General features: G+C 69.8%; 24 protein-coding genes. 6 read left to right on the top strand and 18 right to left on the bottom strand.

Annotated elements, in window-relative coordinates; all coding sequences use genetic code 11:
* Window positions 1-87: 87 nt before the first annotated feature.
* The 3 genes from ENE75_RS10175 to ENE75_RS10165 are packed head-to-tail and all read right to left on the bottom strand — an operon-like array spanning window position 88 to window position 3,386.
* Window positions 88-1,707 (bottom strand): GMC family oxidoreductase, encoded by a 1,620-nt coding sequence (locus tag ENE75_RS10175; RefSeq protein ID WP_128198140.1) that lies wholly within the window; start codon window positions 1,705-1,707, stop codon window positions 88-90.
* Window positions 1,708-1,710: 3 nt separating this feature from the next.
* Window positions 1,711-2,748 carry an NAD(P)H-dependent flavin oxidoreductase gene (locus tag ENE75_RS10170; RefSeq protein WP_128198139.1) on the bottom strand — a complete coding sequence of 346 codons (1,038 nt, stop codon included), beginning with the start codon at window positions 2,746-2,748 and terminating at the stop codon, window positions 1,711-1,713.
* Window positions 2,745-3,386 (bottom strand): MarC family protein, encoded by a 642-nt coding sequence (locus tag ENE75_RS10165; RefSeq protein WP_128198138.1) that lies wholly within the window; start codon window positions 3,384-3,386, stop codon window positions 2,745-2,747. The genes ENE75_RS10170 and ENE75_RS10165 overlap by 4 nt, the downstream gene beginning before the upstream one ends.
* A 281-nt stretch (window positions 3,387-3,667) precedes the next feature.
* Here ENE75_RS10165 and rbp point away from each other — a divergent pair, with 281 nt between their 5' ends.
* A complete protein-coding gene (gene rbp / locus ENE75_RS10160) occupies window positions 3,668-4,198 on the top strand; it encodes an RNA-binding regulator (protein WP_128198137.1) in 531 nt (176 codons plus the stop codon).
* 75 nt (window positions 4,199-4,273) lie between these two features.
* Here rbp and ENE75_RS10155 read toward each other — a convergent pair whose 3' ends face one another.
* Genes ENE75_RS10155 through ENE75_RS10140 form a run of 4 tightly spaced genes read right to left on the bottom strand, consistent with a single transcriptional unit; the run spans window position 4,274 to window position 7,316 of the window.
* Window positions 4,274-5,065, bottom strand: coding sequence for an SDR family oxidoreductase (locus ENE75_RS10155; RefSeq protein ID WP_128198136.1), 792 nt, complete (start codon window positions 5,063-5,065; stop codon window positions 4,274-4,276).
* 4 nt (window positions 5,066-5,069) lie between these two features.
* The gene (lptC, locus tag ENE75_RS10150) at window positions 5,070-5,738 is read right to left on the bottom strand and encodes an LPS export ABC transporter periplasmic protein LptC (RefSeq protein ID WP_128198135.1); all 669 of its coding nucleotides are present in this window, start codon (window positions 5,736-5,738) and stop codon (window positions 5,070-5,072) included.
* A gap of 13 nt (window positions 5,739-5,751) precedes the next feature.
* The gene (locus ENE75_RS10145) at window positions 5,752-6,330 is read right to left on the bottom strand and encodes a KdsC family phosphatase (RefSeq protein ID WP_128198134.1); all 579 of its coding nucleotides are present in this window, start codon (window positions 6,328-6,330) and stop codon (window positions 5,752-5,754) included.
* Window positions 6,330-7,316, bottom strand: a complete 987-nt coding sequence (locus tag ENE75_RS10140) for a KpsF/GutQ family sugar-phosphate isomerase (protein WP_128198133.1) — start codon at window positions 7,314-7,316, stop codon at window positions 6,330-6,332. The genes ENE75_RS10145 and ENE75_RS10140 overlap by 1 nt, the downstream gene beginning before the upstream one ends.
* Before the next feature lie 19 nt (window positions 7,317-7,335).
* Here ENE75_RS10140 and ENE75_RS10135 point away from each other — a divergent pair, with 19 nt between their 5' ends.
* The 3 genes from ENE75_RS10135 (at window position 7,336) to ENE75_RS10125 (ending at window position 10,594) form a co-directional block, all read left to right on the top strand.
* Window positions 7,336-9,336, top strand: coding sequence for a monovalent cation:proton antiporter family protein (locus ENE75_RS10135; RefSeq protein ID WP_128198132.1), 2,001 nt, complete (start codon window positions 7,336-7,338; stop codon window positions 9,334-9,336).
* Between the two features lie 106 nt (window positions 9,337-9,442).
* Complete coding sequence (locus ENE75_RS10130) at window positions 9,443-10,000, top strand: histidine phosphatase family protein (RefSeq protein ID WP_128198131.1); 558 nt, start codon at window positions 9,443-9,445, stop codon at window positions 9,998-10,000.
* A gap of 24 nt (window positions 10,001-10,024) precedes the next feature.
* The gene (locus ENE75_RS10125) at window positions 10,025-10,594 is read left to right on the top strand and encodes an adenine phosphoribosyltransferase (protein ID WP_128198130.1); all 570 of its coding nucleotides are present in this window, start codon (window positions 10,025-10,027) and stop codon (window positions 10,592-10,594) included.
* Here the strand turns inward: ENE75_RS10125 and ENE75_RS10120 are convergent.
* Entirely contained in the window at window positions 10,575-11,030 is a 456-nt protein-coding gene (locus ENE75_RS10120; RefSeq protein WP_128198129.1) for a VOC family protein, read from the bottom strand. The genes ENE75_RS10125 and ENE75_RS10120 overlap by 20 nt on opposite strands.
* An 88-nt stretch (window positions 11,031-11,118) precedes the next feature.
* On the opposite strand from ENE75_RS10120, the gene soxR reads away from it, so the two are divergent.
* Both soxR and ENE75_RS25085 read left to right on the top strand, forming a co-directional pair.
* Window positions 11,119-11,583, top strand: a complete 465-nt coding sequence (soxR, locus tag ENE75_RS10115) for a redox-sensitive transcriptional activator SoxR (RefSeq protein WP_128198128.1) — start codon at window positions 11,119-11,121, stop codon at window positions 11,581-11,583.
* 54 nt (window positions 11,584-11,637) lie between these two features.
* Window positions 11,638-11,793, top strand: a complete 156-nt coding sequence (locus ENE75_RS25085; RefSeq protein WP_199232257.1) for a hypothetical protein — start codon at window positions 11,638-11,640, stop codon at window positions 11,791-11,793.
* A 138-nt stretch (window positions 11,794-11,931) separates the two neighbouring features.
* Here the strand turns inward: ENE75_RS25085 and ENE75_RS10110 are convergent, their stop codons facing one another.
* From ENE75_RS10110 to ENE75_RS10065, 10 genes are all read right to left on the bottom strand, one after another.
* Window positions 11,932-12,501 (bottom strand): hypothetical protein, encoded by a 570-nt coding sequence (locus ENE75_RS10110; RefSeq protein WP_233259006.1) that lies wholly within the window; start codon window positions 12,499-12,501, stop codon window positions 11,932-11,934.
* A 102-nt stretch (window positions 12,502-12,603) separates the two neighbouring features.
* On the bottom strand, window positions 12,604-13,047 hold the full coding sequence (locus ENE75_RS10105) for a hypothetical protein (protein ID WP_128198126.1): 444 nt from the start codon (window positions 13,045-13,047) through the stop codon (window positions 12,604-12,606).
* Window positions 13,048-13,070: 23 nt separating this feature from the next.
* Window positions 13,071-13,562 (bottom strand): hypothetical protein, encoded by a 492-nt coding sequence (locus ENE75_RS10100; RefSeq protein WP_128198125.1) that lies wholly within the window; start codon window positions 13,560-13,562, stop codon window positions 13,071-13,073.
* A gap of 41 nt (window positions 13,563-13,603) precedes the next feature.
* Window positions 13,604-15,508: an AICE element replication initiation protein gene (locus tag ENE75_RS10095; protein WP_128198124.1), complete on the bottom strand. Its 1,905-nt coding sequence runs from the start codon at window positions 15,506-15,508 to the stop codon at window positions 13,604-13,606.
* Window positions 15,505-16,470 carry a toprim domain-containing protein gene (locus tag ENE75_RS10090; protein ID WP_128198123.1) on the bottom strand — a complete coding sequence of 322 codons (966 nt, stop codon included), beginning with the start codon at window positions 16,468-16,470 and terminating at the stop codon, window positions 15,505-15,507. Before ENE75_RS10090 ends, ENE75_RS10095 begins: the two co-directional genes overlap by 4 nt.
* Entirely contained in the window at window positions 16,463-16,738 is a 276-nt protein-coding gene (locus ENE75_RS10085) for a hypothetical protein (protein WP_128198122.1), read from the bottom strand. The genes ENE75_RS10090 and ENE75_RS10085 overlap by 8 nt, the downstream gene beginning before the upstream one ends.
* Window positions 16,735-16,974, bottom strand: a complete 240-nt coding sequence (locus ENE75_RS10080) for a helix-turn-helix transcriptional regulator (RefSeq protein ID WP_233259005.1) — start codon at window positions 16,972-16,974, stop codon at window positions 16,735-16,737. The genes ENE75_RS10085 and ENE75_RS10080 overlap by 4 nt, the downstream gene beginning before the upstream one ends.
* A gap of 123 nt (window positions 16,975-17,097) precedes the next feature.
* Entirely contained in the window at window positions 17,098-18,396 is a 1,299-nt protein-coding gene (locus ENE75_RS10075) for a hypothetical protein (protein WP_128198120.1), read from the bottom strand.
* Between the two features lie 53 nt (window positions 18,397-18,449).
* Window positions 18,450-21,248, bottom strand: a complete 2,799-nt coding sequence (locus ENE75_RS10070; protein WP_128198272.1) for a phospholipase D-like domain-containing anti-phage protein — start codon at window positions 21,246-21,248, stop codon at window positions 18,450-18,452.
* Between the two features lie 13 nt (window positions 21,249-21,261).
* Window positions 21,262-22,740 carry a hypothetical protein gene (locus ENE75_RS10065; RefSeq protein WP_128198119.1) on the bottom strand — a complete coding sequence of 493 codons (1,479 nt, stop codon included), beginning with the start codon at window positions 22,738-22,740 and terminating at the stop codon, window positions 21,262-21,264.

Genomic DNA, 22,740 nt, shown 5'->3' with positions numbered 1-22,740 from the left:
ACAGTTGCGAGTGGGCGGACTGTAGGCGCGTCGCGGCGCGCACCGCATCGGGGATTTCCCGCCGGCAGGTGCACCCGAGGCAGTCCATCAAGTGGCCGACCCGGACCGGATCAGCGCTGCCGCCCGCTCGGCGATCATCAGCGTCGGCGCGTTCGTGTTGCCGCTGGTGATGGTGGGCATCACGCTGGCGTCGGCCACACGCAGCCCGGCCAGGCCGCGCACGCGCAGCTGCGGGTCCACCACCGCCAGTGGGTCGTCGGCCCGGCCCATGCGGCAGGTGCCCACGGGGTGGAAGATGGTGGTGCCGATGTCGCCGGCCAGGCGCGCGAGTTCTTCGTCGCTCTGGAACTGCTCGCCGGGCTTGACCTCGCGCGGCCGGTACGGCGCCAGCGCGGGCATGTCGGCGATGCGCCGGGTCAGGCGCAGGCTGTCGGCCGCCACCTGCCGGTCCTCGGGCGTGGAGAGGTAGTTGGCCTGGATGGCCGGCGCCTCGTCCGGCCGCGGGCTGCGGATCCGCACGTGGCCGCGCGCCGTCGGGTTCAGGTTGCAGACGCTGGCGGTGAAGGCGTCGAAGCCATGCAGCGGCTCGCCGAAGGCGTCCAGCGACAGCGGCTGCACGTGGTACTCGACGTTCGGCCAGCGCTGGTCGGGCGACGAACGCGTGAAGCAGCCCAGCTGCGACGGCGCCATGCTCATCGGACCACTGCGTGTGAGCGCATACTCCGTCGCGATCCGCAGCTTGCCGAGCCAGGAGTTGGCCAGCGTGTTGAGCGTGCGCACGCCCTCGACGGCGAACACGGCGCGGATCTGCAGGTGGTCCTGCAGGTTCTCGCCCACGCCGGGCAGGTCGTGCACCACCGGCAGGCCCTGGGCCTGCAGCCAGGCCCCGGCCCCGATGCCCGAGCGCTGCAGCAGGGCCGGCGTGTTGACCGCGCCGGCCGTCAGCACCAGCTCGCGCCGGGCGCGCAGCGTGCGCTGCTGCCCGCCCTCGATCACGCTCAAGGCGGTGGCGCGGCCCTGCTCGACGAGCACACGGTCGGCCAGCACGCCGGTGCGCACGACCAGGTTCGCCCGCCCGGCCGCCGGGCGCAGGAAGCCCTTGGACGCGTTCCAGCGCACGCCGCGCCGCTGGTTGACCTCGAAGTAGCCCACGCCCTCGTTGTCGCCGCGGTTGAAGTCATCGCTGGCCGGGATGCCCGATTCGCGTGCCGCGGCGGCAAAGGCGTCCAGGATGTCCCAGCGCAGCCGCTGGCGTTCGACCCGCCACTCGCCGCCGGCGCCGTGCAGGTCGTCGGCGCCTCGCCAATGGTCCTCGTGCTGGCGGAACAGTGGCAGCACCGCGTCCCAGGCCCAGGCCGCATCGCCCGTGACGGCCGCCCAGTGGTCGTAGTCGCGCGCCTGACCGCGCATGTAGATCATGCCGTTGATGCTGGAACAGCCGCCCAGCACCTTGCCACGCGGGTAGCGCAGCGTGCGCCCGTTGAGGCCGGGGTCGGGCTCGGTCTGGTAGAGCCAGTCGGTGCGCGGGTTGCCGATGCAATAGAGGTAGCCCACCGGGATGTGGATCCAGTGGTAGTCGTCGCGCCCACCGGCTTCCAGCAGCAGCACGCGGCAGGCCGGGTCAGCCGACAGCCGGTTGGCCAGCAGGCAGCCGGCGGTGCCGGCGCCGACGATGATGAAGTCGAAGGTCTCGCTCGCGTCGCTCATCGCTCAGCCGTTCTCCTTCCAGCCGGCGGCCAGCCGGCGCACGATGTCGGCGGCCGGCGCGCGGCGCGCCAGTGTCAGCGCCTGACCGGCCCACAGCGACAGCGCTCCGGCGTCGCCGGCCTGGCCGGCGGCCTGGCGCAATGGCCGTGTCATGGCATTGGGAATCGGAAAGTCGGGCAGCTCGCCGCGCGCGACCATCGCATCGGTGGCCTGGGTGAACCGGTTGGCCAGACCGCGAGCCCAGCGGCCGGAGAAGGCGGCGGTCAGCACCGTCTCGTGGCCTTGGCCGGCTTCCAGCGCCGCCCGATAGGCCGGCGAGATCGGGCACTCGTCGGCCAGCAGGAAGGCCGTGCCGGCGGCCGCAGCGCTGGCGCCCAGTGCCTGCGCCGCGGCCACGCCGCGCGCGTCGGCGATGCCGCCGGCCGCCACCACCGGCACCGTCACGGCGTCCACCACCTGCGGCACCAGGGCCAGCGTGCCGAGCAGCCCGGCGTCGCGCGGGCCGAGAAAGCTGCCGCGGTGCGCACCGGCCTCGGCCCCTTGGGCCACGATCGCGTCGCAGCCGCTGGCGGTGAGCCGCACCGCCTCGGGCACGTTCGTGGCCGTGCCCACAACGCTCGCGCCCACTGCGTGGAGGGCCGCCACGTGCGCAGCGCCGGGGTCGCCGAAGGTGAAGCCGACCCAGGGCACCCGGCGCTCCAGCAGCACGGCCAGCTGGGCCTCGAAGTCCTCCTCGCACTGCGCCGGCACCGCTGGCGGCGCCAGGCCCAGCACCGCATGGAAGGGTGCCAATGCGGCGGCAAACGCAGCCTCGCGCACGGCGTCACGCGCCCAGGGCTGCGGGCAGAACAGGTTGACGCCGAAGGGCAGCGGCGTCAGCGTCCGGATGGCATCGACCGTCTGCGCCAGCTTCGCCGGCGCCATGTAGGCCCCGCCCAACCAGCCCAGGCCGCCCGCGTTGCACACCGCGGCCACCAGCGGCGCGCAGGCCGCCTCGCCGCCCATGGGCGCGAGCCAGATCCGCGGCCACGGCGCGGTCATCGCACCAGCCTCGTCTGCAGCACCGGGAACAGCTGGCTCAGGCCGTCGGCCATGATCTCCACCGCCAGCGCCGCCAGGATCAGGCCCATCAGCCGCGTCATCACGTTGATGCCGGTACGGCCGATGAAGCGCGCGATGCGGCCTGACAGCGTGAACACCGCAAAGGTCACCAGCGCCACCACCAGCCCGTAGCCCACCAGCACCGCCTGTTCCCACCAGTGGCGGGTGCGCTCGGCGTAGATCACCATCGTCGAGATCGTCGCCGGCCCGGTGAGCAGCGGAATGGTCAGCGGCACCACGGCGATGCTGGCGCCGGCCTCGGCCTTCTCGCGGCCCTCGGTGGCGTCGCTGGGCTTGGATTCGGCCGGCTGGGCGTTGAGCATCTGCAGCGCACTGATCAGCAGCAGCGTGCCGCCACCGACCTGGAACGACGCGATGGAGATGCCGAAGAAGGCGATGATCTTGGTACCGGCCAGCGCGCTGACGGCCACCACCAAGCCCGCGGCCAGCGCACTCACCCGGATGGTCTGGCGGCGTTGCGCCGGCGAGAAGGCCTGCGTGAAATGGATGAAAAAGGGGAGCACGCCGACCGGGTTGACAATCGCGAGCAAGGCGATCAGCGGCTTGAGCAGGTCCATGGCGCGATGCTAAGCGCACGCCTGCGGGGCGCACCGGCGACCCGGTGCGCACTGCATCGGTGCCCGGCCCGCCTTCGGGCCACGCGCCCCGGGAAACTCCTCGGGCGCAAAAACGACAGTTCCCGCTTGACACCTTTGCCAGATGCGCATAGGCGGTCCCATAATGGAATTTCCTGTGTCCGTATGCCGCACCTGATCGCTCCCGAATCGACCGCGAGTCTGTTCACGCCGGGTTGAAGCACGACATTGGTTTTCTTGTTTCTTGAGTTAAGGGCTTCCCCGTGGGCAACAAACTGTACGTCGGCAACCTCGCATATTCGGTGCGCGACGATTCCCTCCAGCAGGCGTTCGCGCAATTCGGTACCGTGACGTCGGCCAAGGTCATGATGGACCGCGACACCGGCCGCTCGAAGGGCTTCGGCTTCGTCGAGATGGGTTCCGATGCCGAGGCGCAGGCCGCCATCAACGGCATGAACGGCCAGGCCCTCGAGGGCCGCGCCATCGTCGTCAACGAAGCGCGCCCGCGTGAGCCGCGGGCCGGCGGCTTCGGCGGCGGCGGCGGCGGTGGTGGTGGCTACGGCGGCGGCGGCGGTGGCCGTGGCGGCTACGGTGGTGGCGGTGGCTACGGCGGTGGCGGTGGCGGCGGTGACCGCGGCGGCTACGGCGGTGGTGGTGGCGGCCGCAGCCCCTACGGCGGCGGCGGCGGTGGTCGTGGCGGCTACGGCGGTGGTGGTGGCGGCGGTGGCCGTGGCGGTTACGGCGGTGGCGACCGCGGTGGCCGTGGCGGCTACGGCGGCGACAACGGCTACTGATGCCGCACTGGCGCCACGCGCGCCAGCGATGAGAAGAGGAAGAGGCCCTGCTGTGCAGGGCCTTTTTTCTTGGCGCTAAGTCGCCGTCGACGACCGGCGCGGCTTGCGGCCACGGCCGGCAAAGGCCCGATCGAACAACGGATTCGGCAGCAGCCGAAGCAACTTGGCCACCACCGCCATCGGCCACGGGATCACACGGTAGCTGGCGCCAGCACCGATGGCACGAAAGGCCTGGTCTGCAAAGTCCTCCGGCGCCATCAGGAACGGCATCGGGTAAGGGTTCTTGGCCGTCAGCGGCGTGGCGATGTAGCCCGGCAGCAGCGTCACCACCTTCATGCCGAACGGCCGGCACTCGCCGCGCAGGCTCTCGCAGTAGGCCACCACCGCGGCTTTGCTGGCGCAGTACGCGGCGTGGCCGGGAAGGCCCCGGATGGCCGCCACACTGGCGATGCCCACCAGCGTGCCCCGGCGCTGCGCGCGCATCGGCGCCATGAACGGGTGGAAGGTGGCCGCCATGCCGGTGTTGTTGGTGGCGAAGGTCTCCCGCATCACGTCCAGGTCGTCACGCTCGGCGGTGTCCATGCCGACGCTGATGCCAGCGTTGGCGATCACGACGTCGGGCAGGCCCTGAGTCGAAAGGCAGGCCTGGCCGGCGGCCACGATGCGGCCGACGTCGGCCACGTCGGCGGCGTAGACGCCGCAGCGCTCGGGTCCCAGGCCCTGGGCCTGCGCCCAGTCCCGCAGCGCCGCTTCGCGGCGGGCCACCAGGGCCAGCCGCCAGCCGGCCTGGGCGTAGCGCTGCGCGAGCGCCTGGCCGATGCCGCTGGAGGCACCGGTGATGAAGACGAGGGGGGCGCGGTCGTTCATGGGATCACCTCGGCGTAGACAGCGACGCCCGCACCGGCCCGTCGAACTGCAGGACGCGCTTCTGGCCGTCGTAGCGCAGGCCACCGGCGCGCAGCTGGTTCGCGCCCTGCTTCACGGTGACCGGCAGGTGGGTCTGCACCACCTCGGTCTGGATGAAGGCGTGCAGGAACTCGCTGCGAATCTCCACCGGCTGGCCGCCGCTGTCGGTGCCTAGCACCTCGGCGCCACCCTGCAGCTGCAGCTCGGTGGCGCCGTCGTTGCTGACGGCGCGGCGGGCGGTGGCGGTGATCACCCGGCCGTCGGGCAGGAAGGCGCGCAGCAGCAGCGCATCGATCTCGATGCGGCCGTCACCCGGGTAGTGGCGCAACTCGCGGCCCTCCAGCCGCGCGGTCTCGCGACCATCCGGCGCGTAGCGTTGCAGCACGAAACTGCGCATCGTGTAATCGGGCTCGCCGGTCTCGGCCACCGCCTCGCGCGGTGCCGGCGGCACGGGCGTGTTCTTGACCAGCCACCAGGTGGCCAGCGCCAGCGCGCCCATCAGCAGCAGCGGCAGGTAGCTGACGAGCGCATCGCGCCAGCGCAGGTGCCACGGCTGGCGGTGGTGGGCTGGCCCGCGGTGATCGCCGCCGATGGCGATCTCCGGCAGGTCCGGCAGCTGGATCTCGACGGCCATGCGGGTGCCGCCGTCAGCGTGCGTCCAGCGTGCCGGTCACGTCGGCCAGCAGCGCGGCGTAGCGGCCGGCGGCCATCAGCAGCAGGTCGCAGAACTCGCGCGCCGCGCCATGGCCGCCGGACGCCCGGGTGACGTAGGCGGCGCGCGCCTGCACCTCGCCATGGGCGTTGGCCGGTGCGCAGGCAAACGCGGCGCGGGCGAACAACGGCAGGTCGGGCCAGTCGTCGCCGATCACGCCCACCTCGCCCCACGCGATGCCCAGCGGCGCCAGCAGCGCCTCGGCCGCGGCCACCTTGTCGTGGGCACCGAAGGCAGCATGCTGCAGGCCCAGGTCCGCCAGGCGCCGGCGCACGGCGGGTGAATCGCGCCCGGTCACCACCATCGGCACGATGCCGGCCATCGCCAGCAGCTTCATGCCGTGACCGTCCAACGTGGAGAAGGCCTTGACCGTCTCGCCGCCCTCGCCGATGTAGAGCCGGCCGTCGGTGAGCACACCGTCGACGTCGAAGATCGCGGCCCGCAGGCCGATGCGCCCCGCGCCCGCACCCTGGGCCGCCAGCAGCACCCCCGGTGGAAAGCTGGGCGCAGCCATCAGATCACCTTCGCCCGCATCAGGTCGTTGGAGTTCAGCGCGCCCACCAGCTGGCCGGCGGCGTCCACCACCAGCACGCTGGTGATGCGGTGCTGTTCCATCACGGCCGCGGCGTCCACCGCCAACGCATCGTCGCGCACCAGCTTCGGCGCGGTGTGCATCACCTCGGCGGCGAGCAGCGCCCGCAGGTCGGCACCGCGCTCGATCAGGCGGCGCAGGTCGCCATCGGTGAAGATGCCAGCCGGCCGGCGCTGGGCGTCGACCACCGCCGCGAAGCCCAGCCCCTTGCCCGTCATCTCGCGCAGCAGTGCGTGAAAGCTGGCCTCGGGCGCCACCTGCGGCACGGCGTCGCCTTGCCGCATCAGGTCGCGCACATGCATCAGCAGCTTGCGGCCCAGCGCGCCGCCCGGGTGGGAACGTGCGAAATCGTCCTCGCGAAAGCCGCGGGCGTCGAGCAGCGCCACGGCCAGTGCGTCGCCCAGCGCCATCTGCGCGGCGGTGCTGGCCGTGGGGGCCAGGTTCAGCGGGCAGGCCTCCTGGTCGACCGCGCTGACCACCACGTGGTCGGCATGGCGGGCCAGCGTGGACTCGGCCCGGCCGGTCATCGCCACCAGCACCACGCCCAGTCGCCGCATCGCGGGCACGATGGCGCCGAGTTCGTCGCTCTCGCCGCTGTGGCTGATGGCCAGCACCACGTCGCCCGGCTGCACCATGCCCAGGTCGCCGTGGCTGGCCTCGGCCGGGTGCACGAAGAAGGCCGGCGTGCCGGTGGACGCCAGCGTGGCCGCGATCTTGCGGCCCACGTGGCCGCTCTTGCCCATGCCCATCACGATCACCCGCCCGCGGCAGGCGAACATGGCCTGCACCGCGCCGACGAAGCCGTCGCCCTGGCGCGCGGCCAGGCCCTGCAGGGCCCTGGCCTCGATCTCGAAGGTCTGGGCGGCGAGCGCGCGCACGCGGTCGGCGTCGATGCCGTGACTTAGCATCGGCGCATTCTAGGAAACCATGGCCAGCACGCTCGAACTCGTCCTGCTGTACCTCGTCGCCGCGGTGCTCGCGGTGGTGTACTTCCGCACGCTCAAGCTGCCGCCGGTGCTGGGCTACCTGGTGGTGGGCGTGCTGATCGGCCCCAACGCACTGGCCCTGGCGCAGGACAGCGCCAGCGTGCGCTACCTGGCGGAGTTCGGCGTCGTGTTCCTGATGTTCGTCATCGGGCTGGAATTCAACCTGCCCAAGCTCAAGAGCATGCGCACCCTGGTGTTTGGCCTCGGGATGTCGCAGGTGGTGCTGACCATGCTGGGCACGCTGGCCGGTCACGTGATGCTGGTGTTCGCCTGGCAGGCCATCACCGGGCAGAGCTGGGAGATGTCCTGGCGCGGTGCGGTGGTGCTGGGCGCGGCGATCGCGATGTCCTCCACCGCCATCGTGGGCAAGCTGATGGCCGAGCGGCTGGAACTGGAGAGCGAGCACGGCCGCCGCGTGATGGGCATCCTGCTGTTCCAGGACCTGGCGGTGGTGCCGCTGCTGGTGCTGGTGCCGGCGCTGCACGCCAGCGGCACCGACCTGGCCATGGCCATCGGCCTGGCCATGGTCAAGGCCGTGGTGCTGCTGGGCATCCTGCTCACCGGCGGCCAGCGCGTGATGCGCTGGTGGCTCACCCTGGTGGCCCGGCGCAAGAGCGACGAGCTCTTCGTGCTCAACCTGCTGCTGATCACGCTGGGCCTGGCCTACCTGACCGAGCATGCCGGGTTGTCGCTGGCCCTGGGCGCCTTCATCGCCGGCATGCTGATCGCCGAGACGGAATACAAGCACCAGGTGGAGACCGACATCCGGCCCTTCCACGACGTGCTGCTCGGCCTGTTCTTCATCACCATCGGCATGAAGCTGGACTGGCGGCCGGTGCTCGACCAGTGGGTGCTGGTGCTGCTGCTGACCACCATCCCGGTGGTGGCCAAGGGCGCGCTGATCGCGGCGCTGGCCTACGCCTTCCGCGCCGCGCCGGGGGTGGCGGTGCGCACCGGGCTGTACCTGGCGCAGGCCGGCGAGTTCGGCTTCGTGCTGCTGACGCTGGGCGCCGATGGCGGCCTGGTGGCGCCGGAGTGGATGAGCCCGGTGCTGGCCAGCATGGTGCTGTCGATGCTCGCCACGCCGTTCCTGATCATGAACGCCAACCGCGTGGTCTCGCGCCTGGTGGCCAGCGACTGGCTGATGCAGTCGGTGGCGCTGACCACCATCGCCAAGAAGGCCATCCGCACCGAGAAGCACGTGATCATCTGCGGCTACGGCCGCAGCGGCCAGAACCTGGCGCGCCTGCTGGAGACGCAGCAGATCCCCTACATGGCGCTGGACCTGGACCCGGACCGGGTGCGCCAGGCCGCCGCCGCCGGCCAGAGCGTTGTCTACGGCGACGCGGCCCGGCTGCAGAGCCTGATGGCCGCCGGCCTCGCGCGCGCCAACGCGGTGGTGGTCAGCTACCCCGACACGCCGTCGGCGCTGAAGATCCTGCGCCTGGTGCGCGAGCACGCGCCGGCGGTGCCGGTGCTGGTGCGCACCATCGACGACAGCGACATGGAACGCCTGCGCGCCGCCGGCGCCATGGCCGTGGTGCCCGAGGCCATCGAAGGCAGCCTGATGCTGGCCAGCCACGCGCTGGCCCTGGTGGGCGTGCCGATGCGCAAGGTGATCCGCGTGGTGCAGGAGGCGCGCGACGCCCGCTACACCCTGCTGCGCGGCTGGTTCCATGGCCGCGACGACGACACGGTGGACGAGCTGCAGCAGGTCCGCCTGTCCAGCGTGACGCTGCCGCCGGCGGCGGTGAGCGTCGGCCAGCCGCTGGGCGACCTGCTGCTCACGCCGATGGGCGTGAGCGTGGCCAAGCTTCGCCGCGCCAGCGGTGAGGTCTTGCCGCCCGAGGACGGCCACGTGCTGGCCGCCGGCGATACGCTGGTGCTGTCCGGATTGCCAGAACCGCTGGCGCTGGCCGAAGCCAAGCTGCTGAAGGGCTGAACCTGGGTGCTGGGGCGTCCCTGCGGACGTGCCTGCGCCTCGGGGACGTGGCCGGGCATGAAGCGCCCGGCCGTGGGCGCGCCCCTCGAGACACACGGAACCGTTCATGCATCGCCGCACCCTGCTCGCCGCCACCCTGGCCGCCCCGCCCCTCGTTCGGGCCCGGTCGGAACCCGACGTCGCCGCGCTGCTGGCCGCCGGCGGCTGCGTCATCGCCTTCCGCCACGCGCTGGCCCCGGGTACCTTCGACCCGCCCGATTTCCGTGTCGACGACTGCCGCACCCAACGCAACCTCAGCGACGAAGGCCGAGCCCAGGCCCGTCGGATCGGCGAGTGGTTCCGCGCGTGCCGGCTGACCCCGGCCCGCGTGCGCAGCAGCCCCTGGTGCCGCTGCGTGGACACCGCGGAGCTCGCCTTCGGCCAGGCCGAGCGCTGGGACCTGCTGGGCTCGCCACGGGGCAGCAGCGACGCCGTCAATGCCCGCCGCCTCCCGGGCCTGCGGGCCGCGCTGGCCGCGGTGCCGCCCGGACAGTTCCAGGCCTGGGTGACGCACAACTTCGTGCTGCAGGACTTCACCGGCAGCGGTGGCAGCAGTGGGGAAGGTTTCGTGCTGCGCGCCGGGCCCGACAACGCCGTGCAGGTGATCGCCCGACTGCCCACCTGACCCGCAGCGGCCGACAATCGCGGCATGGCCGCCGACATCCCCGCCGAACACCAGGTTGCACCCGCGGACTACATCCGCGCCCACATCCGCACCGTGCCCGACTGGCCGGCACCGGGCGTGATGTTCCGCGACATCACCACGCTGCTGGCCAACCCGCGCGTCTTCCGGGTCCTGATCGACCAGTTCGTGCACCGCTACTTCGACGCCAGGCCCGCCGCCATCGCCGGGCTGGACGCGCGCGGTTTCATCATCGGCTCGGTGGTCGCCTACGAACTGGGCATCGGCTTCGTGCCCATCCGCAAGAAGGGCAAGCTGCCGTTCGCCACCTTCGAGGAGACCTACGAACTGGAGTACGGCAGCGCCACGGTGGAGGTGCACACCGACGCGGTGAAACCCGGCGAGCGCGTGGTGCTGATCGACGACCTCATCGCCACCGGCGGCACCATGCTCGCTGGCCACAAGCTGCTGCAGCGCCTGGGCGCCGAGGTGGTGGAGGTGGCCGCCATCGTCGACCTGCCGGAGCTCGGCGGCTCGGCGCGGTTGAAGGCGGCCGGTGTGCCGGTGTTCTCGCTGGTCAGCTTCGAGGGCCACTGACCGGCCCGGGGCGGGCGTCGCCGTAGTCGTGGCGGCGGCGGGGGTCGTCGCTGAGGTACTGCACGAACTCCCAGTCGTTGCCATCCGGGTCCAGGAAGTACACGCGCCGCCGCGCCGGGTGGTGGTTGGCCACCGTGCTGTCGCGGTAGCCGGCAGCGGCCAGCCGCTGGCGCACGGCCTCGGCGTCGTCGACCACGAAGGCCAGGTGGTTCACGCCCGGGGCGCCGGCATAGGGCACCCAGCGTTCGGCGCTGTCGTGGCTGGCGGGGTAGAGCGCCAGGTAGGCCTCGTTGGTGCCCACGTGCACCCAGCGCCGGCCCTGGTCGTCGAGGCCGTCGAAGCGCAGCCGGAAGTCGGGCAAGGCCGTGGTCAGGAAACGCAGCGTGGCGTCGATGTCGCGCACGGCGAGGTTCGCATGTTCCAGTCGGGGGGTCATCTCGGGCTCCTTGATTCGGGAGCAGGCAGTGTCAAACTTCAAGTCCACTTGAAGTCAAGCCCTGCCGGCCGCCGGTGGGCACACGCCGATGGCCGAGACCCCGACCCTCACGATCGCCGAGCTGGCCACGCGCAGCGGTGTGGCCACGTCAGCGCTGCGCTACTACGAAGCCCAGGGCCTGCTGCCGGCCGCACGCACCGGCGGCAACCAGCGCCGCTACCCCCGCAGCGCACTGAGACGCGTGGCCGTCATCCGCGCCGCGCGCACGATGGGCGTGCCGCTGGCCGACGTGGCCGCAGCCTTCGCCGCCCTGCCGGCCGGGCGCACGCCCACGGCAGCCGACTGGGCGCGCCTGTCACGCCGCTGGCGCGCATCGCTGGACGAACGCATCGCCGTGCTGACCCGGCTGCGCGACGACCTCGACGGCTGCATCGGCTGCGGCTGCCTGTCACTGCAGCGCTGCCGGCTGTTCAACCCCGGCGACCGGGCCGCGCTCGGCGGCGACGGCCCTCGCTACCTGTTGCCGGACCGGCATGAGGCCCCGCCCCGCTGACGGCCGGGCTGTGGCCTAATTGCGGGTTCCGCCAACCTCAGCCTGAAGCACACCATGGGCAACAAGATCAAGACCGAAGCTGACCGCCGCGCCACCCCGCCGCTGCCCGGCGAGCGCATCAAGATGAACGCCGGCCAGCGCCGCAGCCTGGAGCGTGGCTCGCACACGCGCAGCAAGAAGAACCCGGGCAAGCGGCCGCACAGCGGCTGAGCGGTCACCGCGCCGGGGAGGCTTTCGATGCAGGATGTAGCGATCCGCCGAAAACCCGCATGGATGCTGGGCTTGTGACCTTCGCGTAGCACGCTTGGACACAAACTTGGACACACAGCCGACGCGTGTCCGACTCGATCAGGGCGGTCTCAGCGCCTCAGTGAGTTTGCTGAGCAGCCCCAGCCGCCCTGCCATGCCGGCCAGCGCAACGCCGACGTGCTCGTCGTGCTCGGCTTGCAGCCGCTCGAACGTCCGCCAGTGCATGCCCTTCGGCTTCAGCCCGTTGCCGTTCAGGATGCCGGGCTCCCAGCCCAACCGGCGCCGGATCGAGTCGGCCCGCCGCGCCGCGCGGTCGTCGTCGGTTTCGCGCTGGACCCGATAGGCCAGGCGGTGGCAGTGGCGACACGCGAACACCGTGCCGCCGTACAGCACGGCCACGCGCCGGCCACAGCCCAAAGCAGGGCACAGCCACCACGCGCGCCTGCCACCGTAGTTGCAGGCGGTCCAGGTCATCTGCACCGGATACCGCATCGGCCGCCAGTCCCCGCCGCGCTCGCGCGTACGGTAGTTCAACGTCACCCGGTCAAAGCCCACCAGCAGGTTGATCGCGGCGCAGGTCTCGCCGTTGACTGACCAGCTCCACGTCAACGAGTTGCCGAGAGTCAGTAACCGTTGACGTTGCAGCTTGCGCACATCCAGGGCCTGCATGTCGTCAGTGCAGTCCTTCCCGCATCGCCGCCCGCTGCCGATGCCTCCCATGCGTTGCCCCTCCAGGATTCTCCGAAAACATTAGTCAGATGCAGCAGCGGGTCAGTCGCCCGATTCGTCGGGAAGCCGCGCTACTGCTGGGTTTTCGATGGTTTCCACTGCCCGCACCTTGTCGGCCAGCTCAGCGGCTACCAGCGCCCGAATCTGCGCCTCCCAGCCGTCGTTCGCGTGCATGCCGGGGTACTTCTGGCGGTGGATTGCAGGCGCAGCTAGCCGATCCACCAACGGATCAGCACCATTGAGTTGCTGCACGACGATGTTGAGCGGGGTGGGCGCCTTGCCGCCGGGGCGGCCCATCAGGTACTGCGCCAGCCAAGCCCGCGCCTGGGGATCACCGGCCTTCGCCGCCGCCTTGGCGCCGTTCACTACGTCGCGCCAGTCTTCAAGGGTCACAGCACCAAGCAGCACACCCACGTAGTCCCCCTCAGTACGGCGGTGCTCGGCCCGGCCCCGGATCAGCTCGGCGTCCTTTCTCTTGCGTGCCATGTCTTTCCTCGGAGTTGATCGGATCAGGTCAGGCCAGGGGCCAGCGTGAACCCCTCGCACCGCTGAAGGATGGTCTGGACCGGCTCAAGCCGCCGGGAAACGCCAGGCAGACGCCCGCGCGCAGCCAAATGGCAGCGTCCACCCTCGGTCAGCGCCGAGCACTCCAGGCACAGCCGCCGGTCGTCGAGCTGGCGGTCGCGCAGCGTCAGCCGTTCGGCCAAGTGTTCGGCGTCGGCGGCCCTGCCCATACGGGTGAACCTGACCTCACGTCGCTGGAAGGTATCGATCTCGGCATCGTTCCAGCCGCCTGCGTGGCATTCGTCACCCTGGTCGGGCGTCATCAGCGGGTTGCCGCTGCGCCGCGGTGGTGGTGCGGTCGGTGGTGGTTCGGCCTCGGCCTGCAGCGCCAGCACAAGCGCATCCCGTTCGGCCCGGATCAACGCACGGTGGTCGTCGGTCAGGACGCTGCGTGGCGCGACGTGCAGTGCACCGCCTGGCGTCAGCGTCAGCACCAAGCCGGCGCCGCGCAGGTAGTGCAAGAGCTCGGGGGCGCCCATCAGAAGACCTCGCCGCCGTCGTCGGCCACCGCTGCGACTTGAGGCAGCGGCACAACTTTCCCGCGAGCCTGACTCTCAGGTCCATGTCCTGGATGTCTTGCATGTCCTGCTACGGGGCCCGATCCTGCCGGCTTGGGCGTGGCGGACTCCGGGCCGGCAGGACTTGCAGGACTTGCAGGACATGGTTCTGCCGGCTGGGGCCTGGAAAGAATGTGCCACCGGATCACGCCGCCGGTCTTGGGCAGGCTCTTGCACTCGAAACCGATCAGCCGCAGCGCAGGTGCCAACCGCCGCAGCGCATCGCCCAGCCCCTTCGCCGTACGCGGCCAGGCTTCGCCATGCGGGCGATAGCGGTCCAGGCGGTCGAGCAGTTCGGACAACGTGCCGTTGAAGCCGCCGGGCACGTCGGCCAGATACGCGGCCAGCGCAGCGCCCACAGGTGACGCATCAATGGTCCGCCTCACGCCGTCCTCGCGCATCGCGTTGTACCGGGCCAGGAAGGCGCCGGCCGGTTCGCCGTGAACCCTGAACACCGCTTCGCCCAACGCCGCGAAGTCGGCCATGCGCGGCCGCTGCTCGGGCGGAATCTGCACGCTGGGCAACATCGCCAGAACCTTGACGAACAGGTCGAGCAGCGCGCCCAGCAGCGCCGGCTGCGCGGCCTCGAACCGCGCCTCCATGGCGCCGGCGAGCTCGCGCTGCTGGATGGTCGGCAGGTCGAGATGCAGGCACCGGTCCAACAGGTCTTGCGCCGTCACGATCACGCTGATCCCGTTCAGCACGATGGGCTTGCGCAGTTCGAGGATGGTTTCCTCGGCGTTGGTGTAGAGCGTGCGCGCCGAGTAGCCACCGCCGGTGGCCAGCACGCACAGCGCGTCCTGATACTGCGGATGCAGATGGCTCAAGTTTTCCAGGCTCACCATGTGCGAGTTGCGCGCCGCGATCCACACGTCCTCCACGGACTTCGGCGCGGCCCGCAGGTCAGCCTGATTCGGGTCGATCAGCCGCCGCAGCGCCCGCTGTGTCGAACTCTTGGCGCTGCCCTGCTCGCCCACGAGTTCCAGCACCACATGCGGGGTGTCTGAGCGCAGGCATTCCAGCATCCAGGCCAGTACCATCAGGCGGTCGGCTGCCGGGACGTTGACCAGCGGCCACAGCGCATCCAGCGTGCCGCCGCGCTCGGGCACCGGCAACGGTCGCATGGATGCGCTGCGGGTGAACAGCGGGGCGCCAGCGCCAGCGACAACGGCCCAGCCAGTCGCCGTCACCTGCACGCACTGCCAAGCGTCATTGCACAGATCCAGCCAGTAGCCCGACTCGGTCTTGGCAATGCGGGTGAACACCTCGCAGGCTTCGCCCTCGAACTGGGCTTGCCCACGCAGCGTTGCCAGCGCCACCTTCAGGGACTGCTCGGTCGGCGCGCGGTCGTGCTGGGTGTAGTAGGCGTGGCTCAGGTAGTCGCTGAAGCCACTGGACAACACCCCATGCACCTGACGTGCGCCGGACGCCTCGAACACGGCATAGGGTTCACGCTGCGCGTCATGCATGAACCCGCACTGACTGCGCGCCAGTGCGATCAACCGGTCAGCCACAGACTCGTCTTCATCCGGCGGTGCGCCGTCGCCGTGACGCAGTTGCCTGTCCAGCTCGGTGACGCCCACACCGGCTCGCTTCAGCCGCTCTCGCAGCCGCACCCAACCCGCGAGGTCTTGCGCCTTCAGACTGCGCAGCGTCGCCAATGCCACGGACTCAAACGGCGCGCCGATGTCGCCGGCTTCGGCCTTCACAACCACAGCGTCGGCAGCGGCGGTGGTCCTTTCGGCATCCTGCTCTTGCACCGCGTCCAACACTGCCGGGTCGGCTGCTGTCGCGATCAGCGTCAGGTCGTTCAACAGCGCATTCATGCTGCGGCCTCCGAGGCCGCGACAGTGACCGCGCCGCGCTGTGCCCACACGTCACACCAATCAGCGCCGTCGTCGGTCGGCGTCAGCACCGCGCAACGCAGGCCGGCGGCCAGGACACGGGCTTTCAGTGTGTCCGCCGCTTCCCGGCCGGCACGGTCGTTGTCCGCGAAGATCACCACGCGCTGCACGCCAGCCGGCCACTGCCACGCCGCGAGGTTGCCCGCCGAGTAGGCGGCCACCGTCGGCACGCCCGATGCCAGCCACGCGGCCAGCGCGGTTTCGATGCCCTCGGCCATGCCGATCACACCGCGCTGCGGTGCGTGCAAGGGGATGAAGGCGCCGGCCAGCGGCCCCGCCGTTGCGGTCAGCTTCTTGACGGTCGGCACGTCCGCCTTGCGGCCGTCAGCCGTCAGATACGTGCGGTGCAGCGCGACGACTCGGCCACCCGTCGTTACCAACGGCGCCACCATCGCCGGGAACGTACCCAGCTTTTCGCCTTCTTCGGTCCAGTAGGGCAGCGCGCGATGCAGGCGCAGGGATGCCGGCAGCGGCCACACCCCGCCGAAGCCCCGGCGCTTCAGGTACAGCGTCACCGGGTCACCTGGCACCAGAGGAACCAGTTCGGCCTGCAGCTTGGCAATGCGCCGGCCGTTGCCGGCCCACTGCTGGCGCTGCTGGCGTTCGCGCTCGACCGTTGCGTCGGCAATCTGCCGCGCCAACTCGGCGCGCTGCTGGCGCGTCATTGGTCGATCGCGGTCGGCACGCCAAGTCTCCGACATCCCGGCCCGGTAGCAGCCAAACACGCCGCCACGGCAGTCGGCGAAGAGCTTGCACCATCCCGCGTTGTCGCCACGCTTGTCCGAGGTGGGAAAGCGATGCAATTTGCCGGGCTCGATCGCCTCTGGCGCATTGCCCAGCGTTGCCAGGATCGCCGCCTTGAAGGCTTGCGCGGGGTCATGCATGGTTGACCCCCAGCGCCTTGGCCAGCACGCGGCAGAAGCCCCGAAGTGCCGCACCGTAGAGCATGGCAACGATCAGCGCCAGCTCGTCGGGGTCGGCTTGGCTGGCCTGCAACCGCGCCAGGTACTCGTGGGCCTTGCGCTCGCCTTCGATCACGCGCAGCGCGTGCGCAGAGCCGCGCACCTTGGCAGAATGCAGGTCGTCCGCATTGCTCTGTTCCCGCGTCAGCCCGGCCCCCACCGGGCTTTCGCCTTTGTGGAGCGCCGTCATGGCATAGCCCCGTCGCAGCGCGACGCGTGCAATCGCTGCACCAGCTTGCGGATGTCGTCGTCGGACTTGCCGGCAATCCGCGCCGCGTTGATCGCGGCCACCTCGCGCGCCGGCCAACCCACTGCCCGCGCGCCGAGCTTGACCGGCCTAGGAAACAGGCCCTGCTCGATGCGCAGGTAGATCGTCGAACGGCTGCCGCAGCCGGCGGCCTCGACTTGCTTGCGCCGCAGGATCATTGCGGCTTCCAGTTCGTGTGCCATGTATCGCCTTGGTAAGGCGTCCCCGGCCCGTCCGGGAACACATGGCTTCGCACTGTTTGGCAGAACTCGGCAGGTAGGCGCCTGCCGTTTGCCTGCCGACTACCTGCCGTTCAGTCGGCGTATGTGGGCCTTCACGTCCTCAGAGAACGCCTGCCGCGTGATGCCTTCCTGTTTAGCCAAGGCACTGATACCGCGCGGCAGACTCGCGTAGTCGTTCGTTGGCATAACCAGGCCAGCATCGACGCACATCTGATACCGCCGCGCCTGTCGCTGCGCTTGGCTTGTCTCCTCTGCTGGCACCCCTCTTGTGGGGCACGGCAGCGAGTCACCCCTCGCCGCGATGTAGTGCTCGATCCACGGGTCGTACCGCCATCCCCTGCTCTTGGCGCATTGCAGCCACTCGGTCAACGATCGTTTGCCGCCCTCGTCGTCAAAGCCGCGCAACAGCTCGCGCTTCGCCTCCGGGTTCAAGTGCTCAGTCGTCGTCTCGAGCCAGTTCGCGGAATCTGGGTCGTGCGGGTTCTCGCAAGACAGGAGTTGTGCCGCTTCGACCGCAGTGACACTCGAAATCCCGAACCAGTAGTCGGCTCTCACGGTCGCGTCGTACCAGCCGATCAACTCTTCCCGCTTTTCTTCCGGCGAAGGATCGGGCGCATGTCCGGCGAGCCAGGCGGATGCCTGCTCCAGCTTCAGCAGGGCCTGCCACTCGTCACGCGAGTATTTTCTGTCGCCCGCGCCCAGCAGCCACAAGACCATCCTGCTGCGCCAAGCCTTGTGGTCCTCGTGCTGGGCGGTTTGAGCTTGCCTCAGAGCAGCCTTCGCGGAATCCGTCATCGCGTTGCGTCGCTGCACGCGCGCGTCACGCTCCTGCTCGCTGATGCCCTTCGCGCGCCAGTCGTGCAGTTTCTCGGCTTTGGCGTTTAGTGCGTCAAACGTACTCGCTGCGACCTTCTCTGCCTTGGCCAATTCGGCGTCCGGCTCGCCGACGAAATGGCGCGCCTGCACCAGAGCGGCGAGCGCCGCTTCGATCGCCTCGCGTGGCTTCGCATCGCGAACACCTCCCAGCAGCGCTTGCGCCGTCTCGACATCCAGCAGCCCGTCGTCGCCGACAAATCTTTGGTGCAGAAACCAGCCCCAGCCGTCCAGCATGAATGCCGCAAGCTGCCGCGCGGTGAAGGGAAACGGCAGTGCTGGCGTGGTCAGGGGATCTGGGCCGTCATGGGCAGCCGCCACGTCGCAGGCGGGCGTCCAGTTGAACGAGTCCTCAACGTCGTTCGCGCGCAGCCACGCGCCATCATCCCGAAGTTCGTAGTTCGGCTTGATGTAGCCGTCATCGCCCGCGACGACTGAGTCCCCCCGAAACTGCACGTCGAGAGTTTCTCGAAGCCGCTCGAACACGGCCCGCGAGTACGGAGGTTCCGCTTTGGCGTTCGGCCCACGCCGACCCGAAGTCACGACCAACCTCGGGACAGTTGCTCCTTGACTGCGATCGGGTCGAGCACCAGTGAACAGGTCTCCCAGTCCGCGTCCTCGACCTTGCTGTACTTCGCATCGAACGGATTGCGCGTGGCCGTCGTGCGGTCGATCAACCGCATCGCCTCCTGCTCGCCGTCCAACGCGATGCGCACCCAAACATCCTCCAGCGTGTCCGGAATTTGTCCGAACACTTGGTGGATGGCTTCAAGGCGTTCCGCCAGCACCTGGTGCACCCGGTCCTCCACGGAGCCGCGGTAGCGCAGGTTGGCGATCCAGACCTCACTGCGCGCCTGGCCGATGCGCTGGATGCGTCCCTTGCGCTGCTCCAGTCGCGTCGGGTTCCACGGCAGGTCGATGTTGATCAAGGTGCCCAGGCGCTGCAGGTTCAGGCCCTCCGATGCCGCATCGGTGCCCAGCAGCACCTTCAGCTCACCGGCACGCACGCGCGCCTTCAGCAACTCCCGGTCGCATCGCTGGAAACGACCGCCGCTCCAAAGCCCCGACCGGCCACTGCCGGCATACAAGCCAATCTCGAGCCCAGACATATCCGGACGCTGCGCGAGTTCGTCGCCCACCCAGCGAACGGTGTCGTAGTACTGCGAGAAGAGGATGCAACCGCGATCGATCCAGCGTTCGCCACCGCTTTCCCGGCCGCCGAACAGGTAGCCCAGCACGGCGTCGAGCTTCGGGTCGCGGTTGCCACCCTGTCGCAGCAGTTCCAGGCAACGGCTCAGCGAGGCAACTTCCGCCTTCGTGAAGTCCTTGAAGTCCGACGGTGCGCGATGCGCGGCGGGGTTGTCGCCATCGTCGGCCGCGTCGTCGTCGATGTCGTCATCGTCCTCGTCGCTCGGCTCGTCCGGCGCCGCCCCCAGCAGCTTCGTCACCGTGACGCGCCCGGCCTCCATCGAGCTGCCCAGGCGCCGCAGCAGCAGCGTCTTGAAGAAGCCTGCCCCCCGCACCCGCTGCTGCAACAGCCGGCAGAAGACTTCGGCCTCCTCATAGGCGTCACGCAGATACCCACCCAGCGTCACCGCATCGTCCGCATCCTCGCCGAACAGCCGCACCGTCACCTTGGGCAGGAAATAGCCGCCTGTTGCCGGATTGATGGTCGACTCCAGATAGCCGCGAGTGCGCCGCACAATGCAGCGCAGCAGGGGATTGAACTGCTCACCGTAGCCGGGCAGCGCGCCGTTCTGTAACTGCACGCGGCGGATGGCCGGAGAGAGCTTGTCGAGTGTCTCGGGCGTGAACTGCCAGTCTCGGTCGTCGGCGTCGATGCTGCGGCGGATGCGGTCGAACGGCGTGCCCTCGGCTCGCGCTGGCAGCGGGTCGCGCACGTACTCCCAGCCGCTCCGCGCCTCGGTCGGCACCTGAGCCACCCCGGTGGCAACATCCAGGCAGTGGGCAGCCCGAAACCAGGGGCTGGATCGTGTCCACCCGCCGAGCACGCCGTCGTTACCCTGGGAAAGGATGTCCAGCAGATCCCAAGCCTCCACCGGATGCAACTGCACCGGCGTCGCGGTGGCCAGCAGCATGCTCTTCGTGCGCGGGCCGATCTCCTTCAGGAACGCCATCAGCTTGTTCGGGTCGGCCCGCTCGTCAACCTCGTCAGGCCCGGCGTCGACCTTGGGGATGTTGCGGCGGCGGGCACGATGCGACTCGTCGACGATCACGCAGGTGTAGCGCCGCTCCAGCAAGCGTTGCAGCACCTCGTGCTGGCCACGCACCACGAGTCCCTGCGACACAAGGCCAATGCGCCGCGGGCACTTGCCGAGCGAGCGAACTCCGTCCGACGGGTACTCCAAGTCGTTCTCGTCCACCCAGGTGCGGCCATTCCAGCGGGCCGAAGGCAGCCGCAGCAGCTCCATCAACTCGCCCTGCCACTGCTGCAGCAGCGGCTTGGGCGCCAGCACCAGCACAGGGCCGCCGTCCGGATCGTCCAGCGCCATGAGCAGCGCGGCCATCGCCAGTTGCACTGTCTTGCCTAGGCCCACCTGGTCGGCCAGCACAAGCCGCGCGCCGCCAAGGCGGTGACGCTGCAACGCCAGTTGCGCGAAGTACTTCTGGTGCGGCCACAGCCCCTGCTCGCGACGGTACACCGGCGTTTCGACCGCGGCAGCCGCGGCGGCGGTCTGCTCGTTACCCCCAGCCTTCCACTCGGGTGGCTCGATCACGCGCCGTGTGGCGATGCGTTGCACGTCCTGCGCGATGAACGGGCACACGGCCAGGTCCATCGCGCGCGGGTCGTTCCACAGCGCGTCGAACTCCTCCTGCACCCAGGCCACCGTCTCGGGCGAGTCGTCCTCCCACAGCAGCTCGTAGTTGAGCTTCCAGGCCGAGGCGCTCTCGTTCACGCTGCCCAGGAACGCTGTCGCCGTGCCGTCGGCGCGCCTGACGACACCGGCCTTGCCGTGGATCAGCCCGAACGCCTCGTCGGGCAGCACACGCACCTCAATGCGCTTGGACGTGAGCGCCTCGAACAGGGCCTGGTAGCGCGGCAGCGCCGAAGGTGGAGCGGCTTCGGGCTGGCCGGCGCACCAACTCCGGCGCAGCGCGGCCTGCGCAGCCGCAGCGGTCACCAGGTCTTGCGGGTCGAGGTCGGAGTTGCAGACGATGCGCACCGGCCCCTTCACCTGCTGCAGCGCCTCGCCCGCCACCTCGAACAGGCTGCTGCGGAAGTAGCCGGCGATGCGGTCGTAGCTCACCGCCCCCACCAGTCGCTGGGCGAGCACCGAACGGTCCAGGCTCTGTCGGCGGCTCGAATGGCGCAGCATCGCTTGCGGCCGCTCAAGCGTGGTCGTTGCGCAAACGGCCGGCGAGGATGCGCGCCGCCTGCGAGTCTTCCGCCCATTCGGCCATGCCCGCCGCGTTGCCGAGCGCGGACAGCCAGTCGAGCAGGCCGACGAAGCGCTCGCGCAGCGCCCAGTAGCCCTGGCCGAAGGTGTCGCGCAGATACTGGCGCCCGAGCTCAGGATCCAGGTCGGCCACGGCCGTTTCACGCACCGCGAACAACAGTTGGCGCAGTGGAGCGGTAGCGAACGGATGCGGGCCGGCGGCAGCCGCGCGGCCGCGGCGCGCCGGTAGCGCTGCGTTGCCGCCAACCGTCCCGCCGGCTGCTGCGCCTAGCGTGGAAGCGCCAAAGCCGCTGGCCGTGTGCATGCGCGCGCCGTTGGCCTTGTCGCTCATCAGCAGCGGCTTGATGTCGGTGACGCCAAAGCCGCGGGCCAGTTCCTCGTACATGCCCTGCCGGCGTTCGCCGCGGCTTTCGATGTCCAGCGCGCGCAGGTAGTAGCGCTCGGCCAGCGTCAGTTCGCGCCAGACGGCTTCCAGCCCGCGGGGCACCAGTGCGTCGCAGGCGATCACCAGCGCGCGCTCGATCACGGTCTGGAAGTCGCTCTTGTCACCCTTGGCGCGCACCGCAAACACTTCGTGCTCGACATCGCGGCCGTCGAGGTTGCCGTACTGCGTCAGCACCTTCAGCGCTGCGGCGTAGGCGGCAAGCTGGTAGTCGGCGTCGTTGAAGTTGGGTTCGCCCCCTTCGTCCAGTGACTGCATGCTGGCGATCTGGCGCTTGACCTCGTCTTCGACCAGCGGGTAGACCTCGTCGAGGAAGCCGGGCTCATTGCCGATGCGCTTGCGGAGGACCAAGCACACCGTGCCCTGCACGTAGTTGCCCTTCTTGATTCCCCCGGCCTCGGTCTCTGTGCTGATGGTCCAAGCGGCCGTGGCCTTCAAACCGGCGGCCCATAGGATCATGCCCAGGTCAGCCCAAACAGATGGATTCTGGTGAGTGAACATCACCAGTTGGAGCCCGTTGTCGGGCATGTGTTGGGTCAAGTTTCTGTAGACGTCGACCATCGAGCGCCGGAAATCATCACCGCTGCCACGCACTGCAAGTTCAGCGCGGGCGTCGGGCGCCCAGTCGGGGAATACGCTAGCGAGCTGCGTCTCGTGCCACGTAAGGAAGTAGTCGCCCAGCTCGTGGTAGTTAACGGCATCAGCATAGGGCGGGTCGGTGATCCAGAGATCGCAGACGTCTCGGACGTCACGCGCATCGCCTGCCCGCGCAGTTCGTTCAATGGACGGAAACGCCGCGTCCGTCCGAAGCACGACCGGCCAAGACGTGTCGTACTTGGGTAAGGGCCGAACGCTGAAGTTGAACAGCGTGTTCAGGGCTTGGTTGGTGAATGTGTTGGCTCCAATCTCCATCGACGCGAGCCTGTCCGGAAATTTGTGTGCGAGGCATAGCATGAGCAGACGGAGCAT

It is taken from the genome of Rubrivivax albus, from assembly GCF_004016515.1.
Classification (GTDB): domain Bacteria; phylum Pseudomonadota; class Gammaproteobacteria; order Burkholderiales; family Burkholderiaceae_C; genus Rubrivivax; species Rubrivivax albus.
The sequence above is the reverse complement of the archived record's forward strand: the minus strand, read 5'-3'. Positions and strand labels throughout refer to the sequence as shown.

What these genes read in the sequence shown, in the direction of transcription:
- ENE75_RS10175 (WP_128198140.1), bottom strand. Translation starts at nt 1,707, where the DNA reads ATGAGCGACGCGAGCGAGACCTTCGACTTCATCATCGTCGGCGCCGGC.
- ENE75_RS10170 (WP_128198139.1), bottom strand. Translation starts at nt 2,748, where the DNA reads ATGACCGCGCCGTGGCCGCGGATCTGGCTCGCGCCCATGGGCGGCGAG.
- ENE75_RS10165 (WP_128198138.1), bottom strand. Translation starts at nt 3,386, where the DNA reads ATGGACCTGCTCAAGCCGCTGATCGCCTTGCTCGCGATTGTCAACCCG.
- ENE75_RS10155 (WP_128198136.1), bottom strand. Translation starts at nt 5,065, where the DNA reads ATGAACGACCGCGCCCCCCTCGTCTTCATCACCGGTGCCTCCAGCGGC.
- lptC (WP_128198135.1), bottom strand. Translation starts at nt 5,738, where the DNA reads ATGGCCGTCGAGATCCAGCTGCCGGACCTGCCGGAGATCGCCATCGGC.
- ENE75_RS10145 (WP_128198134.1), bottom strand. Translation starts at nt 6,330, where the DNA reads ATGGCTGCGCCCAGCTTTCCACCGGGGGTGCTGCTGGCGGCCCAGGGT.
- ENE75_RS10140 (WP_128198133.1), bottom strand. Translation starts at nt 7,316, where the DNA reads ATGCTAAGTCACGGCATCGACGCCGACCGCGTGCGCGCGCTCGCCGCC.
- ENE75_RS10135 (WP_128198132.1), top strand. Translation starts at nt 7,336, where the DNA reads ATGGCCAGCACGCTCGAACTCGTCCTGCTGTACCTCGTCGCCGCGGTG.
- ENE75_RS10130 (WP_128198131.1), top strand. Translation starts at nt 9,443, where the DNA reads ATGCATCGCCGCACCCTGCTCGCCGCCACCCTGGCCGCCCCGCCCCTC.
- ENE75_RS10125 (WP_128198130.1), top strand. Translation starts at nt 10,025, where the DNA reads ATGGCCGCCGACATCCCCGCCGAACACCAGGTTGCACCCGCGGACTAC.
- ENE75_RS10120 (WP_128198129.1), bottom strand. Translation starts at nt 11,030, where the DNA reads ATGACCCCCCGACTGGAACATGCGAACCTCGCCGTGCGCGACATCGAC.
- soxR (WP_128198128.1), top strand. Translation starts at nt 11,119, where the DNA reads ATGGCCGAGACCCCGACCCTCACGATCGCCGAGCTGGCCACGCGCAGC.
- ENE75_RS25085 (WP_199232257.1), top strand. Translation starts at nt 11,638, where the DNA reads ATGGGCAACAAGATCAAGACCGAAGCTGACCGCCGCGCCACCCCGCCG.
- ENE75_RS10110 (WP_233259006.1), bottom strand. Translation starts at nt 12,501, where the DNA reads ATGCAGGCCCTGGATGTGCGCAAGCTGCAACGTCAACGGTTACTGACT.
- ENE75_RS10105 (WP_128198126.1), bottom strand. Translation starts at nt 13,047, where the DNA reads ATGGCACGCAAGAGAAAGGACGCCGAGCTGATCCGGGGCCGGGCCGAG.
- ENE75_RS10095 (WP_128198124.1), bottom strand. Translation starts at nt 15,508, where the DNA reads ATGAATGCGCTGTTGAACGACCTGACGCTGATCGCGACAGCAGCCGAC.
- ENE75_RS10090 (WP_128198123.1), bottom strand. Translation starts at nt 16,470, where the DNA reads ATGCATGACCCCGCGCAAGCCTTCAAGGCGGCGATCCTGGCAACGCTG.
- ENE75_RS10085 (WP_128198122.1), bottom strand. Translation starts at nt 16,738, where the DNA reads ATGACGGCGCTCCACAAAGGCGAAAGCCCGGTGGGGGCCGGGCTGACG.
- ENE75_RS10080 (WP_233259005.1), bottom strand. Translation starts at nt 16,974, where the DNA reads ATGATCCTGCGGCGCAAGCAAGTCGAGGCCGCCGGCTGCGGCAGCCGT.
- ENE75_RS10070 (WP_128198272.1), bottom strand. Translation starts at nt 21,248, where the DNA reads ATGCTGCGCCATTCGAGCCGCCGACAGAGCCTGGACCGTTCGGTGCTC.
- ENE75_RS10065 (WP_128198119.1), bottom strand. Translation starts at nt 22,740, where the DNA reads ATGCTCCGTCTGCTCATGCTATGCCTCGCACACAAATTTCCGGACAGG.